Below are 12,924 nucleotides of genomic sequence, written 5' to 3'. Positions count from 1 at the left end.
ACCGCGTCACCTCGGCCTTGGCGGATTCGTCGTCACCCGCGATCGGCAGCGTGGCGCGGTCGCCGCACAGGCGCGTTCCCCCAGCGACGCAACGAGTTCCGCGAGCGTCCCAGGCCCGCCCGGTCCGGCAGCTGCTCCGACGAGACCAACCCGCACCCGACGCGGTGAACAATTAGCCTTCAATTGCGCACGACAATTCCGGCGGACCGAAATGCGCGGATCCGCCGGAATCGCTCGTGTTCAGAAAAAGTACCGGTTCAACTCACGAACACGAGTCCGTCAGCACGCGGACGAGATGGACCGGTAGTACGCGACATGCCCCGGAAACAATTCGTAACGACCGTTGACCCGCAGGAAGTACTCGTCGCGGGCGGTGCCGTCGTACCGGAAGATCTCCGGATCACTGGTGGCCCGGAGCTGGTTGTCGGCACGACCGAAGGTCTGCGGACCCACGCGGCCGTCGTCGCCGAGGCTCCTGGCCGCCTGCCACCTCCTGGTGGCCGCCTCGGTGTCCTGCCCGAACCGGCAGTCGATGTCGTTGACGGTGAGGTACCCGTCCGCGTAGAGCACCTTCTGCCAGATGCCCGTCGCGGAGCTGTTGGGGAACGTGGACCGCGACAGCTCGCCCTCGTCACCCCAGTCGTCGGTCACGGTGCCGGCGCCGCTGATGTAGCCCTGGGACACCGAAGCCTGCGCGGCCGCTCCCATTGAGAACGTCAACGCGACCACGGACGACACCACAGCGACAACCTTGAACAAACGCTTCATCCTTCTCCTGCCACAACGTGTCACCGTTAACGGCATCATGCCATCCAAAAGCATTCCAAGGCACGGGTACTTCCGAAGCAAATGCAATGATTTTCGCCGCGACCGCATTTCTACTCCGTTCGGCGGCGGGCCTCACTTCCGAACGGTCCGAACCCGTGCTGGATGATGCTCGGCGTGACAGGTGTCGACGTCTTCAGCACCAGCCGTGAGCGGTACCTCGGCCCGTTCGGCCGCGACGGGTACTTCTGCGTCGGCAACGCCGACGAGTGCGACCACCTCGTCGAGGACGGCGCCGTCCGGATCCCGTGGGGCCGCGCGCCACGCCCCGAGCACAGGGCACGGATCCGCAGCCTCGCCCTGTGCCCCACGACGGCACAGCTGAGCAAGGCGGTGCTGCCCGCCTACCTGCCGGACCTGGTGAACCTGCGATCCCTGACGGTGCCCGCACGGCTCGTCGCACACCTGAAGTCGCCGGAGTTGACGTCGCTCGTGATCGGCAACGACGACGGCCAGGCCCCGCCGCTCCCCCTCGCCGCCGACACCGCCCTCCCGGCGTTGCGCGCGCTGCTCTGGGTCAGCTCGTTCACCACCCCGCGGCTGCCCAGGGTGGTCGACCCGCTGCCGCCGCTGGAGTTCCTGCGCACCAACGTGTCCGGGGACGCCGCGGTGCTGCGCCAGCTCGCCGACCTGCCGTCGTTGCGGCACCTCGAGGTGGTGGACGTGAAGAACTCCGACGTGGTCGCCCACGTGGTGGCGCCGCTGCGCGCGTTGGAGATCGGCGGCACCGGACGCGACTTCCCGATCGCCCGGCTCACCACGATCCCGACGCTGGAGTCGTTGCGCCTCAACGGGATCCGCGCCGAGATCGACTGCGCGGTGTTCCAGGAGCTGCCCGCGCTGACCCAGCTGACCGTCCTGAACTCGAAGAGGATCGTGAACGTCGAAGCGTTGCTGGACTGCCCGAACCTGGCGAGCGTCGAGTTCGTCGACTGCGGCAACCCGTTCAAGAAGGCCGGAAAGGCGTTGTTCGAGGCACACGGCTTCGCACAACTCGACATCGAGTACTCGTAGGGCGGCTCATGAAACTCCTGCTCACCTCGGGTGGCGTCACGAACCCGACCATCCACTCGGCACTGCTGGGGCTCCTCGGCAAGCCGATCTCCGAGTGCCACGCCCTCTGCGTGCCCACGGCCCAGTGGGGCCATCCGCTGTGCGGACCGGCGTCGGTGCGCGGTTTCGTGGCGGCCGAACCGAGGTGGCAGCACTTCTCCGGCCTGGGCTGGAAGTCGCTCGGCGTCCTCGAACTCACCGCCCTGCCCTCGATCGGGGCGTCGCGGTGGATTCCCTGGGTCCAGCAGGCGGACGTGCTCCTCGTCGACGGCGGCGACGCGACCTACCTGTGCCACTGGATGCGCGAGTCAGGGCTGGCCGACCTGCTGCCCTCGCTGACCGACACGGTCTGGGTGGGCGTGAGCGCCGGCAGCATGGTGATGACGCCCCGGATCGGCTCGTACTTCGTCGAGTGGCCGTCCGCGCCCGACGACCGCACCCTCGGGGTAGTCGACTTCTCGATCTTCCCGCACCTCAACGCGTTTCCCACGAACACCCCGGCCGACGCCGAGCGGTGGGCCGCCGACCTCGACGGCCCGGCCTACGCGATCGACGAGCAGACGGCCATCAAGGTCGTCGACGACGCCGTCGCGGTGGTCTCCGAAGGACAGTGGACCAGGTTCCCTGGCTAGTGGTGCCTCGCCCACGTTCCGAGTCACACCACTAGAGCCCCAGACGCTGCTGTTCGGCCAGCACCACCCGTTGCTCCACCGACACCGCGGAGTCCAGCGCGCTCGCGTGGGAGTGCTTCGTGTCGCTCTCCCGCGCGTAGTGGTCGAACAGCAACGTCTTGTGGTCGCGGATCTCCCGCACCCGCGCGTCCACGCTGTCCTTGACCAGCAACCGGTGCACGTGCACCTTGCGGACCTGGCCCATCCGGTGGCAGCGCGCGATCGCCTGGTCCTCGGTGCTCGGCTTCCACTGCGGTTCGGCGATGATCACCACGGAGGCGGCCTGGATGTTGAGGCCCACGCCGCCCGCCTCGATCTGCGCCAGCAGCACCGCGTGTCCCTCGCGTGCCGTGAACGCGTCCACCAGCTGCTGACGGCCCTGCGCCGAGGTCGCGCCGGTGAGCGGGCCGACGACGTCCTCCACGTGGTCCGCGACGGCGTCCAGCACGTCGTGGAAGTACGAGAACACCACGACCTTCCAGCCGTTGTCGCGGGACTCCTCGACGATCTCCAGCAGCCGTTCGAGCTTGGCCGAACCGGTGGGGGTGCGCGGGGTGAAGGCGGCGCGGCGCATGGCCATCAGGTTCCCGGCGCGCACCGCGTCGAGGTAGGCGCCGCGGTCCTGCTTCCCGAACTCGACCCAGTCCTCGACCTCCAGCAGTTCCGGCAGCTCGCCCAGCACGTCCTCCTGGTTGCGCCGCAGGTACACCGGGGCGACGACGCGGCGGAACGCCTTGGCCCCCACCACGGCGTCGGTGGCACCGGTGCGGGCCGCGACGCTGGGCTGGAGGTAGGCGACCAGGTTGCGGAACTCCTCGACTCGGTTCTCCATCGGCGTGCCGGTGAGCAGGATGGCCCGTTCCGCGCGCTGCACCAGTGCGTTGACGGCCTGGGAGCGTTGCGTGTCCGGGTTCTTCACGTAGTGCGCCTCGTCGACCACGACGAGGGTCGGGCGGAACTTCTTCGGCAGCACCAGTTTCGGCAGCGTGCCGAACGTCGTCACGCCGACGCCGCCGCGCGCCAGCCACTCGCCGACCGCGCTGTCACGGCCCGCGCCGTGCAGGCGGTGCGGCACGAGGTCGCTGTGCCGCGCGATCTCGTTGACCCAGTTGACGACCACGCTCGCCGGGCAGACCACGAGGAACCCGGTGCGCCCGCCGGCGGTGAGGCTCGCCATCACCGCGATGGCCTCGATCGTCTTGCCCAGGCCCATCTCGTCGCCGATGATCACCCGCCTGCGGGCCAGCGCGAACTTCGCCCCGAACACCTGGTAGCCGCGCAACGACACCTTCAGCAGGCTGGTGTCCAGTGTGGTCGCGTCGACCTCGTGCTCGATGTCGGCCGGCACGAAACCCTTGGCGGCACTGCGATCCGGCGCCGCGTCCCGGCCGGCGAGGTCGGCGAGCAGGGTGGTGTAGGCGGCCGCGTCGAGCTCGTAGTCGCGCCACAGCGCACGGGCATCGAGGTCCGGCACCCGCAGCTGGGCGCCCACCGCGCGCAGGGCCGTCGCGTCGCGGCCGGCCAGCAACGCCTCGAGGCGGTCGAGCGAGTCGAGGGCGGCCCGCCGGGTGCGGCCCGTCGAGAAGAACATCCGCAGCCGGCTCCACGCGCGGGACGCGGCCCGCACGTCGGCGTCGACCCTGCCGAGCACGTCGGTGAGCGGCTCGCGCAACGGACCGACGAGCTGGTTCGCCCTGCGCAGCTTGGACAGCAGCTGCACCAGTTCGGTCTGGGCGTGGTCGGCCCGGTCCGGGTTCAGCCGCACCGACGTGTCGCGCACGACCCCGTCGACGACGGCGCGCACGACCTCCAGGATCTGCTCGGCCGACTGCCGGCCGACGCCGGGCACGCCGTCGAGTTGGTCCAGGCCCGCCCGCGCGACGTCGGCGACGGTCCGGTACCCCGCCTCCTTCAGCGAGCTCAGCCGCAGGTTCGCCCTGGTGTCGCGGAGCCTGTCCACCGGCATGGCACCGAGCCGTTCGGCCACGAGCCCGTCCCGCACCGCCTGGTAGCGCGCGGTGGCGAGCGCCCGCAACCGGTCCGGTTCCCCGCGCACCTCCGCGACCTCGGCGCGGAACGCCTCCGCGGCGGCCAGCACCGCCCGCGCGTGCCTGCCGACCTTCGACGAGTCGCTCACCCGTGTCCTTCCGTCAGCCGGTCCGTCAGCCGAGCCCGAGCGCCAGGAACCGCACCGCCGCGGCCTGGTCGCCCATCGGCTGGCGCCACGCCCGGTAGGTCAGCTCGTCCGGGCTCGTGATCCCGTACGCCTCGTGCAGCGCCGCTGCACACGCCCGCGCCAACCGCCGGAACTCGGCCGTGAGCGCGGGGCGGCGCAGCTCCGCGGTCCAGTTGGGCTGCGTGACGATCGGCGCGGCCCAGTCGAACCTGCGCAGCTGGACCTCGTCGGTGTCCGCCCAGACGTCCGTGCCCGGCGCCTCCGCGTAGAGCCGGTCCGGCACCGCGGTGAACTGCACGTAGCGTCGAGGTTCCGCCGCCGCGTGAACGATGAGGAACACACCGTCGGTGACGTCGCGGAACGCGTCCACCAGTCGTTCGGTGAACGAATCCCAGTCGTGCGCCAGCTTCCACGGCATCGGCACCGGCGTGAGCGTGGTGGTGAACTCCAGCTCGGTGTCCTCGAACGCGATCTCCTTCTCCAGCGGCGTCCGGTGGTCGCGCCGTTCGAAGCCCTCGGCCGACGCCCCCGGGTCGCGCGTGGTCACCACGTACGCCCCCGCGGTGGTGGTCGACACCTCGACGACCAGGCCGCGGTAGGTGCCGGGGCGGGCGAGGTCGTAGCACTCCAGCACGTCCTCGTGCGTCAGCTGTCTCGTGAAGGTGCGCCGGCCCTTCTGCACGAACGACTCGTCGACCGCGTGGTCCGCCGTGATCCACCACTTGCCGGGCATGTGCTGCACCCGGTAGGCGACGTCGCGGTACTTCACGAACCGGGCGGGCGGCGGCAGGCGGTCGCGGCTCACCAGTGGTCCACCTTCCGGTCGAGCCGCACGCCCTGCGGGGTCTTGAACATCGCGCGAAGTCCCTTCGGGGCCAGGGTGAAGGAGATCTGGGCGCCGGAGGCGGTGTCCCAGACCGCGGCCTGCGTCTCCTCGCGGTCGCTCAGCGCCGGGGCGCCCCAGCGGGATTCCCCTTCCCGCACCACGAGCGCGAAGGCGTCCCCGAGGAAGCTCCGCGACTCGCGCGTGACGTCGCGGATCGTGTCCGCGACGCGGAGGGCGATGTAGGACAGGTCTCCCCTGGAGCCGATGGTCGACACGTCGGGGATGGTGAAGCCGGACACCGTGTTCATGAGGTACGAGACGCCGTCGTCGACCTCGACCGTCCACCCGAACCACTCGACCGCGCGCTGCTGGACCTGGTCGCGCGTGAGCGGCCACGGCTCGGCGTCCCAGAAGTCCATGAGGTCGCAGGCCTCGTCGGGCGTCATCGCTCTCCAGCTCACCCCACGATCGTCTCATGCCGGGCGTCCTATGCGGACCGGAGCCATTCATGGCCTATGGAACTCGGCCGATACCCAGTCACGGCAAGGTTTTCTCGATCTGCCACCATGCGGCGCCATGGATCGCTACGAGCAGTTCCGCCGCGCCGCAACCGATCGAGGCTTCCCCGACGACGAGATCGTCCAGTTCGCCGACCAGCTCCGGTTCGCGGTCTGGGCCGGGATCACCCGCGAGGGCGAGCAGGTCATGGGACAGTTCGGCGGGGTGCCGCGGTTACCCGTGGGCGCCGAATGGCCCAGCAGCACCAACGGATCGCCGTTGCCCTTCGTCGCCTCCGTCGACTGCGCGGCCCTCCCGCGGGCCGAAGGGCTCGCCCTGCCGGAGGGCGGCACGCTGTTGTTCTTCCTCGACCACGAAGACGACCTGTTCGCCCCGCCGACCGCCGACGAGCCGGAGTTCGCCCGCGTCCTCTTCGTTCCGGCGGGCACGGAGACCGCGCCGGCGTCCGGACCGGGCGAGCCCGGCGACGCACGGCCGCTCTCGGCCTCGGTCGAGGCGGTGCTGCCGAGGTGGATCGGGGAGGACGACTTCGACAACGCGGTGCTGGAAGAGCTGAACGACGAGCTGAAGCACGCCGAGGAGCTCAGCGAACTGGTCGACGAGCTCTGGCCGGAGCAGGACCGCGGTGCCTGGCTGCGCCTCGGCGGCTACTGCTCGCGAATCGGCGGGCAGGACACCCCGTTCACGCAGTTGACGATGGCCGGCGTCCGCAGCCGGCACGAGTCGGGACCGCCCGACGCGGAGCGCTTCGGCTCGAGCGACGTCGAGGAGTACCGGTTGACCAGGGAGTGGGTGCCGCTCGCGCAGTTCTACACCGAGAGCGACTACCACTACGGGTGCTTCCTGATCAGCACCGACGACCTGACGGCTCAGCGGTTCGAACGGATGCGCTCGTTCACCATGTTCAGCGAGTAGGCGTGGTTCAGCCGGTGGGCGCTTCCTGGAAGAGGCTGGTGTGCGCCCACTGGACGTCGGGCTGCGTGCCGGGCCTGCCGTCCGCGACGACCTGGTCGGGGTGGCTGAACAGATCATGGGTCAGGCCGGCGTGCGGCGTCGTGACGGACGTCTGACCGTCACCGTGCTGAGTGCGCAAGAGCGTTCGGCTTTCTGCTGTGTGGCTGATGTACGTCTATGAGCGTGCACCAACGGGTGCACGCTCATAGCGGGTTTGGGAGAAGTCAGTCCTTCTTGAAGGCGTCCTTCACCTTCTCCACGCCTTCCTTCAGGTGACCCTTCACCTGGTCGCCCTTGCCTTCCGCCTCCAGGCCCTCGTCGTCGGTCGCGGCGCCAACGCCCTCCTTGACCTTGCCCTTGAGCTGGTCGGACTTGGCGTCGATCTTGTCGTCGGTGCCCATTTCGTCGTCCTCCGTCGGTGTGCCAGGTGCTGCGGCACTGGGATGCCCGGAGGAGCCGAAGATCAATCTTCTCGGGGAGAGAAAATTTCGGGCTGGTTCAGCGCTGCAACGTCAGCAGGCCCGGCCGGTACGGCAGGAGGCCGTAGTCGCCGCCGGAGTTGGGATCACGTCCCTGGTAGAGCAGCTGCAGGTTGCAGGGGTCGATCGTCTTGGTCTGGTCGGGGTTGCTGCGGATCAGGTCGCCGTGGCTGATGTCGTTGGTCCAGGTGGCACCGCTGTTGGCCCGGCCGGCGAACGGGTTGCCCTCGGTGGCCGCCTGCGGCGTCCAGGACCCGCCCAGGCTGCTGGAGGTGAACGACCGGAAGTACCGGCCGCCGGAGCCCATCGCCTCGACGATCATCAGGTACTGGTTCTGGCCCTGGACCTTGTAGACCTCGACGCCTTCGAAGAGGTTCGCCTGCGTATCGCTCATGATCTGCGTCCACGACGAGCCGAAGCTGCCGGGGAAGTTCCCGATGGGCATGCTGGCGCGGTAGATCTTTCCGTTGTCCCCGGCGAAGAACAGGTACATGGTGGTGCTGTCGCCGATGAGCGTCTGGTCGATCGGGCCCGTGCCGGAGTCGGGGATGCGCCCGGTGAAGAGGGTCTGCGGGGACGACCAGCCGTTGGCGTTGGTCGGGTCGCTCGACGTGCGGTAGCTGAAGGTGCTCGGGCCCCACTGGTAGGTGAGCACCCAGATGTTCTTGGGGGCGAAGTAGAACAGCGTCGGGGCGACCGCGCCGGTGCTCATCGCGTTCTGGCTCGCCGAGCCCATGTCCGACCAGTTCGTGAACGAGCCGAAGTTCATCGAACCCCAGGTCGTGCCGGTGTCGTGGGTGGTCGCGTAGACGACGTGCCTGCCGTTGTGGACGACGTGCGTGAAGTCCTTGAGCGACACCCACCCCTGCCTCGGCTGGGCCAGCGGGCCGGTCGACGACCAGCGGTAGGTCGACGGGAGCTGGCAGCCGCTGCCGCCGCCACCGACCCGGACGAGCTGCCACTGCTGGTTCGCGCCGTTCCAGTCGCTGTACTGGACGACGCTGCCGCCGTCCGCCGTCGAAGCGCCCTGGACCTCGACGGCCTTGCCGCTGTTGCGGTTGACCAGGCGCACGAAGCCGCCGTCGGAGTCGGCGAGGCGGAACTGCTGGTTCGTGCCGTTGCCGTCGGCCCACTGGACGATCGCGCCGCCGTCCGCCGTCGAGAAGTTGTGGACGTCGAGGACCTTGCCCGAAAGCCGGGACTTCAGCCGGTAGTAGCCGCCGCCGGAGTCGACGAACTGCCACTGCTGCTGGTTCCCGTCGTTGCGGGCCCATTGGACGATGCGCGCGCCGTCGTTCGTGGCGAGGTTGTAGACGTCCAGCGCCTTGCCGCTGTTCCGGTTCACCAGGACGTACCAGGCGGTGGTGTCCACGGTCGCGGCGGACACCGGTGTCACGCCGGCGAGGAGGGCGCCGAGCAGGACGGCGACTGCGGCCAGGGCACGGGCTACGGGATGACGGCCTGATGCGGCCATGAGGTGCTCCACTTCGCAGGGGCGATGAGGATGCGATCAAGTGCCACCACACTGTGGGGTAACGCCCGCAGCCGGTCAAGCAACTGTCGAACGCGTTCGACAAGCGCGCACTCGCATTCTGCATCCACAGTGGACACCAGGTCGCTTTCGTTGTGCCGCAGCTGTTTCGAAAGGTTGATAACGCTCACAACTTCTGCCAATACTGTTCGTGGCTCTTGCACAGCGACCCGCGGACACGGCGCAGTCCCGGGTTTCCCGCAGCACCAGAGCACAGATGCGAACTGATCCGTTCCACCCGCCGTCCGCGGGTGCTCATCAGAAAGCGCCGTAAAAAATGTCACTGACAGCGAAGTCAGCAGCGCGAGCCGCGCTCGTGTCCGCCCTGGTCGCCGCAGCCGCCGGCGCCGCGATCATCGGGGCCTCCCCCGCCAGCGGTGCGGCCTCCACGCTCGGCGCGGCCGCACAGCAAAGTGGTCGGTACTTCGGCACCGCGGTCGCCGCCAACAAGCTCGGCGACTCGACCTACGTCGGAATCCTGAACCGCGAGTTCGACATGGTCACGGCCGAGAACGAGATGAAGATGGACGCGACCGAGCCGAACCAGGGCCAGTTCAGCTACGGCAACGCGGACCGGATCGTCAACCAGGCCCGCAACCAGGGCAAGCGGGTCCGCGGCCACGCCCTGGCGTGGCACTCGCAGCAGCCGGGCTGGATGCAGAACATGTCCGGTTCGTCGTTGCGCAACGCGATGCTCAACCACGTCACCCAGGTCGCGAGCTACTACCGCGGCAAGATCTACGCGTGGGACGTGGTGAACGAGGCGTTCGCCGACGGCAGCAGCGGCGGGCGGCGCGACTCCAACCTGCAGCGCACCGGCAACGACTGGATCGAGGCCGCGTTCCGGGCCGCGCGGTCCGCCGACCCCAACGCCAAGCTCTGCTACAACGACTACAACACCGACAACTGGTCGCACGCCAAGACCCAGGGCGTCTACCGGATGGTGCAGGACTTCAAGTCGCGCGGCGTCCCGATCGACTGCGTCGGCTTCCAGGCCCACTTCAACAGCGGCAACCCGGTGCCGTCGAACTACCACACGACGTTGCAGAACTTCGCGAACCTCGGCGTCGACGTGCAGATCACCGAGCTCGACATCGAGGGCTCCGGCAGCTCGCAGGCCCAGCAGTACCAGGGCGTCACCCAGGCCTGCCTCTCCGTCTCGCGCTGCACCGGCATCACGGTGTGGGGCATCCGCGACAGCGACTCGTGGCGCGCGTCCGGCACTCCCCTGCTGTTCGACGGCAGCGGCAACAAGAAGGCCGCCTACAACTCGGTGCTGAACGTCCTCAACACCGGCACCGGCGGCACGACTCCGCCCACCACCACGACGACCACGTCCGGCAACCCCGGCGGCGGGGGCTGCACCGCGACGTACTCCGAGGGTGAGAAGTGGAGCGACCGCTTCAACGGCAACGTCACCGTGACGGGGACCGACAACTGGATCGTGACCGTCACGGTGAGTTCGCCCCAGCGGATCATCGCCACCTGGAACACCAGTGCCAGCTGGGACACCGCGAACGTGATGACCGCGCGCCCCAACGGCAACGGCAACACGTTCGGCTTCACCATCCAGCACGGCGGCAACTGGAACTGGCCGACGGTGAGCTGCCGGGTCGCCTGACCGGGCTCGCTCGCGGTGCCCGCCGCACGCCCCAGCCGGCGTGAGGCGGCCGCGACCCCGGTCCCGTCCACTGTGGACGGGACCGGGGTTCAGCGGTAGATCAGGTCGTGCAAGGCGCGCATCGACCGGCCGTACCACGCGCCTGCCGCTCCTGCCCTGGCCAGCGCGGCCCGCGCCGCGTTCGCCCCGGGCCCGCCGTGCACCGCACCGCCGGGGTGTGCCGAGGCCCCGGCGAGGTAGAGCCGGTCGATCGGGGTGTCCGCGCGCCCGGCTCCCGGCAGCGGGCGGAACACGAGTTGCTGGTGGATCGCGGAGGTGCCGGTGTTGGTCGCGCCGCCGACCAGGTTCGCGTCCTGCTCCTCCAGGTCAAGCGGGCCGGACACGTGGCGGCCGCGGATCGCGGCGGTGAAGCCGGGCGCGTGGCGTTCGACGACCTGTTCGACGCGGTCGGCGTGGCGCAGGACGGCGTCCCTGTCCCAGGTCATCCGGCGCGGCACGTGGGTGTAGGCCCAGGCGGCCTCGGTGCCCTCCGGTGAGCGCGTCGGGTCGGTCGTCGTCATCTGGCCGAGCAGGAGGAACGGGTTCTCCGGCAGACGGCCGGTGGCGAGCGACGCGCCGAAGTCCGCGAGACCGTCGACGTCGGAGTCCAGGTGCACGGTGCCGGCGGAGTTCGCCTGCGGGTTGAGCCACGGGACGGGCTTGGAGAGGGTCCAGTCCACCTTCACGGTCGCGTCGTCCCAGTGGAAGTTGCGCAGGTCCTCGAGCAGGCGCGCCGGCAGGTGCTCCGCGGCCACCAGGCCGCCGTAGAGCGTGGGCGCGGGCACGGTCGCCAGCACGGCGTGCCGTGCGCGGATCCGCTCACCGCTGCTGTCGGTGACGCCGACGGCCTGGCCGCGGGCCACGAGCACCTCCGTCACCTCACGGCCGCACTCGACCCGGCCGCCGCGCTCGGTCAGCCTGCGCACCAGTGCCGCGGTCAGCGCGCCCGCGCCGCCTTCGGGCACCGGGAACCCGACGTCCTGGGCGAGCATGCAGAGCAGCCACCCGAAGACCGCGCTGCCGGACTGGCCGGGCCCCAGGTCGGAGTGCAGGGCGTTGCCCGAGAGCAGGACCCTGGCACCGGCACCGGTGAAGCGTTCCTCGCCGAAGGTCCGGGCCGGCATGGTGATCATCCGCGCCATCCGCAGGGCGTCGGCTACGCCGAGCGTCCTCGCGAGCCGCGCTCCCGGCCGCACCGGCGGGAACGGGGTGAACAGGGAGTCGAGGAGATCGCCGCGGATGCGTTGCCACAGCGCGAACTCACGGCGCCAGGCGTCCTCGTCGGCCGGGGAGAACGCCGCGAGCGACGCGGCCGTCTCGTCGATGTCGCGCGACAGGACCGCACAGCGGTCGTCGGGCAGCACGTGGGCGACCACGGCGGGAGCGTGCACCCACCGCAACCCGTGGCGTTCCAGCCCCAGGCCGCGCAGCACCGGGGACGCCGCGCCCAGCGGGTAGAACGAGCTGAACAGGTCGCTCGCGAACCCCGGTTCGACGAACTCGGCGGTGCGCACGGCGCCACCGGGCTGCGGGGCGGCCTCCAGCACGAGCACGTCCCAGCCCGCGTCGGCGAGCAGGTTCGCGGCGACCAGGCCGTTGGGACCGGCACCGATCACCACGGCGTCCACGGTGCCCGAGGGCGCGGTCACCGGCGCTTCCCGGCGTCCGGCCGCGACGGCTCCCTGCCGACGGCGAGATCGCCGAGCCGGGCGAGGGACTCCTTGTTGCGCGGCTGGAACAGCACTCCCTGCAGGAACGCGGGAACCAGCTGGGCCGGTCCTCGCACGATCTCCTCCTCCATGGTCACCTCCGTGGCGGCGCCGCCGTTGACCGGCGACATCGTGAGGCGGACCTTGGCCGTGCCGAGCACCCACAGGTGCGCTTCCAGTTCGAGCAGCCGTCCTGGTTCGACGGCGAGCACCGTGGTGGTGTCCTCGATCTGCGTGGGCCACGCCCCCGCGCTGTGGTGGATGCGGGTGCCGACGGCGGGCCATCCCGCGTCGACGTCGCGGATGTGCGAGTTGCCGACCACCCAGCCCGCGTAGGACCAGCCGTCGGCCAGGACGGCGAAGACGGTGTCCGGACTCGTGTCCACGACATGACTTGTCTTCATCATGACTTCTCCCGTGAGCCGTGTGGCGGAGCCGTGTGCACTTCCTCCTTCCCTGAATCCGGTGTGTTCATGCGGCGGCCGCGGAGTTTGACGGCGCTCGTCCGGGCTATTCGCTCG

13 protein-coding genes are annotated in these 12,924 nt (G+C 69.9%); 4 read left to right on the top strand and 9 right to left on the bottom strand.

Annotated elements, in window-relative coordinates:
* Positions 1-279: 279 nt before the first annotated feature.
* Positions 280-768: a peptidoglycan-binding domain-containing protein gene (locus QSK25_RS06630; RefSeq protein WP_285634678.1), complete on the bottom strand. Its 489-nt coding sequence runs from the start codon at positions 766-768 to the stop codon at positions 280-282.
* Between the two features lie 174 nt (positions 769-942).
* Here QSK25_RS06630 and QSK25_RS06625 point away from each other — a divergent pair, with 174 nt between their 5' ends.
* Both QSK25_RS06625 and QSK25_RS06620 read left to right on the top strand, forming a co-directional pair.
* A complete protein-coding gene (locus tag QSK25_RS06625) occupies positions 943-1,839 on the top strand; it encodes a hypothetical protein (RefSeq protein ID WP_285634675.1) in 897 nt (298 codons plus the stop codon).
* An 8-nt stretch (positions 1,840-1,847) separates the two neighbouring features.
* Positions 1,848-2,510 (top strand): Type 1 glutamine amidotransferase-like domain-containing protein, encoded by a 663-nt coding sequence (locus QSK25_RS06620; protein WP_285634672.1) that lies wholly within the window; start codon positions 1,848-1,850, stop codon positions 2,508-2,510.
* A gap of 31 nt (positions 2,511-2,541) precedes the next feature.
* Here the strand turns inward: QSK25_RS06620 and QSK25_RS06615 are convergent, their stop codons facing one another.
* Genes QSK25_RS06615 through QSK25_RS06605 form a run of 3 tightly spaced genes read right to left on the bottom strand, consistent with a single transcriptional unit; the run spans position 2,542 to position 6,012 of the window.
* Complete coding sequence (locus QSK25_RS06615) at positions 2,542-4,686, bottom strand: DEAD/DEAH box helicase (RefSeq protein ID WP_285634668.1); 2,145 nt, start codon at positions 4,684-4,686, stop codon at positions 2,542-2,544.
* A 25-nt stretch (positions 4,687-4,711) separates the two neighbouring features.
* Entirely contained in the window at positions 4,712-5,530 is an 819-nt protein-coding gene (locus QSK25_RS06610; RefSeq protein ID WP_285634665.1) for a TY-Chap domain-containing protein, read from the bottom strand.
* Positions 5,527-6,012 carry a DUF6301 family protein gene (locus QSK25_RS06605; RefSeq protein WP_285634662.1) on the bottom strand — a complete coding sequence of 162 codons (486 nt, stop codon included), beginning with the start codon at positions 6,010-6,012 and terminating at the stop codon, positions 5,527-5,529. Before QSK25_RS06605 ends, QSK25_RS06610 begins: the two co-directional genes overlap by 4 nt.
* A gap of 115 nt (positions 6,013-6,127) precedes the next feature.
* Here QSK25_RS06605 and QSK25_RS06600 point away from each other — a divergent pair, with 115 nt between their 5' ends.
* On the top strand, positions 6,128-6,985 hold the full coding sequence (locus tag QSK25_RS06600) for a DUF1963 domain-containing protein (RefSeq protein ID WP_285634659.1): 858 nt from the start codon (positions 6,128-6,130) through the stop codon (positions 6,983-6,985).
* A 7-nt stretch (positions 6,986-6,992) separates the two neighbouring features.
* On the opposite strand, the gene QSK25_RS06595 is transcribed toward QSK25_RS06600, so the two are convergent.
* From QSK25_RS06595 to QSK25_RS06585, 3 genes are all read right to left on the bottom strand, one after another.
* The gene (locus QSK25_RS06595; protein ID WP_285634656.1) at positions 6,993-7,163 is read right to left on the bottom strand and encodes a hypothetical protein; all 171 of its coding nucleotides are present in this window, start codon (positions 7,161-7,163) and stop codon (positions 6,993-6,995) included.
* An 85-nt stretch (positions 7,164-7,248) separates the two neighbouring features.
* On the bottom strand, positions 7,249-7,425 hold the full coding sequence (locus QSK25_RS06590; protein ID WP_285634653.1) for a CsbD family protein: 177 nt from the start codon (positions 7,423-7,425) through the stop codon (positions 7,249-7,251).
* Between the two features lie 97 nt (positions 7,426-7,522).
* Positions 7,523-8,977 (bottom strand): non-reducing end alpha-L-arabinofuranosidase family hydrolase, encoded by a 1,455-nt coding sequence (locus tag QSK25_RS06585; RefSeq protein WP_285634651.1) that lies wholly within the window; start codon positions 8,975-8,977, stop codon positions 7,523-7,525.
* A gap of 334 nt (positions 8,978-9,311) precedes the next feature.
* On the opposite strand from QSK25_RS06585, the gene QSK25_RS06580 reads away from it, so the two are divergent.
* Entirely contained in the window at positions 9,312-10,655 is a 1,344-nt protein-coding gene (locus QSK25_RS06580) for a glycoside hydrolase family 10 protein (protein ID WP_285634648.1), read from the top strand.
* Between the two features lie 89 nt (positions 10,656-10,744).
* Here the strand turns inward: QSK25_RS06580 and QSK25_RS06575 are convergent, their stop codons facing one another.
* The gene (locus QSK25_RS06575; protein WP_285634645.1) at positions 10,745-12,343 is read right to left on the bottom strand and encodes a phytoene desaturase family protein; all 1,599 of its coding nucleotides are present in this window, start codon (positions 12,341-12,343) and stop codon (positions 10,745-10,747) included.
* Positions 12,340-12,810 (bottom strand): SRPBCC family protein, encoded by a 471-nt coding sequence (locus tag QSK25_RS06570; protein WP_285634643.1) that lies wholly within the window; start codon positions 12,808-12,810, stop codon positions 12,340-12,342. Before QSK25_RS06570 ends, QSK25_RS06575 begins: the two co-directional genes overlap by 4 nt.
* Between the last annotated feature and the right edge of the window lie 114 nt (positions 12,811-12,924).

The sequence above is a fragment of the Lentzea sp. NBRC 102530 genome, from assembly GCF_030269365.1.
Lineage (GTDB): Bacteria > Actinomycetota > Actinomycetes > Mycobacteriales > Pseudonocardiaceae > Lentzea.
The sequence above is the reverse complement of the archived record's forward strand: the minus strand, read 5'-3'. Positions and strand labels throughout refer to the sequence as shown.

Bases quoted from the DNA above. Each gene is read 5' to 3' on its own strand.
- QSK25_RS06590 (WP_285634653.1), bottom strand. From the start codon at position 7,425: ATGGGCACCGACGACAAGATCGACGCCAAGTCCGACCAGCTCAAGGGC.
- QSK25_RS06580 (WP_285634648.1), top strand. From the start codon at position 9,312: ATGTCACTGACAGCGAAGTCAGCAGCGCGAGCCGCGCTCGTGTCCGCC.
- QSK25_RS06570 (WP_285634643.1), bottom strand. From the start codon at position 12,810: ATGATGAAGACAAGTCATGTCGTGGACACGAGTCCGGACACCGTCTTC.
- QSK25_RS06620 (WP_285634672.1), top strand. From the start codon at position 1,848: ATGAAACTCCTGCTCACCTCGGGTGGCGTCACGAACCCGACCATCCAC.
- QSK25_RS06630 (WP_285634678.1), bottom strand. From the start codon at position 768: ATGAAGCGTTTGTTCAAGGTTGTCGCTGTGGTGTCGTCCGTGGTCGCG.
- QSK25_RS06585 (WP_285634651.1), bottom strand. From the start codon at position 8,977: ATGGCCGCATCAGGCCGTCATCCCGTAGCCCGTGCCCTGGCCGCAGTC.
- QSK25_RS06600 (WP_285634659.1), top strand. From the start codon at position 6,128: ATGGATCGCTACGAGCAGTTCCGCCGCGCCGCAACCGATCGAGGCTTC.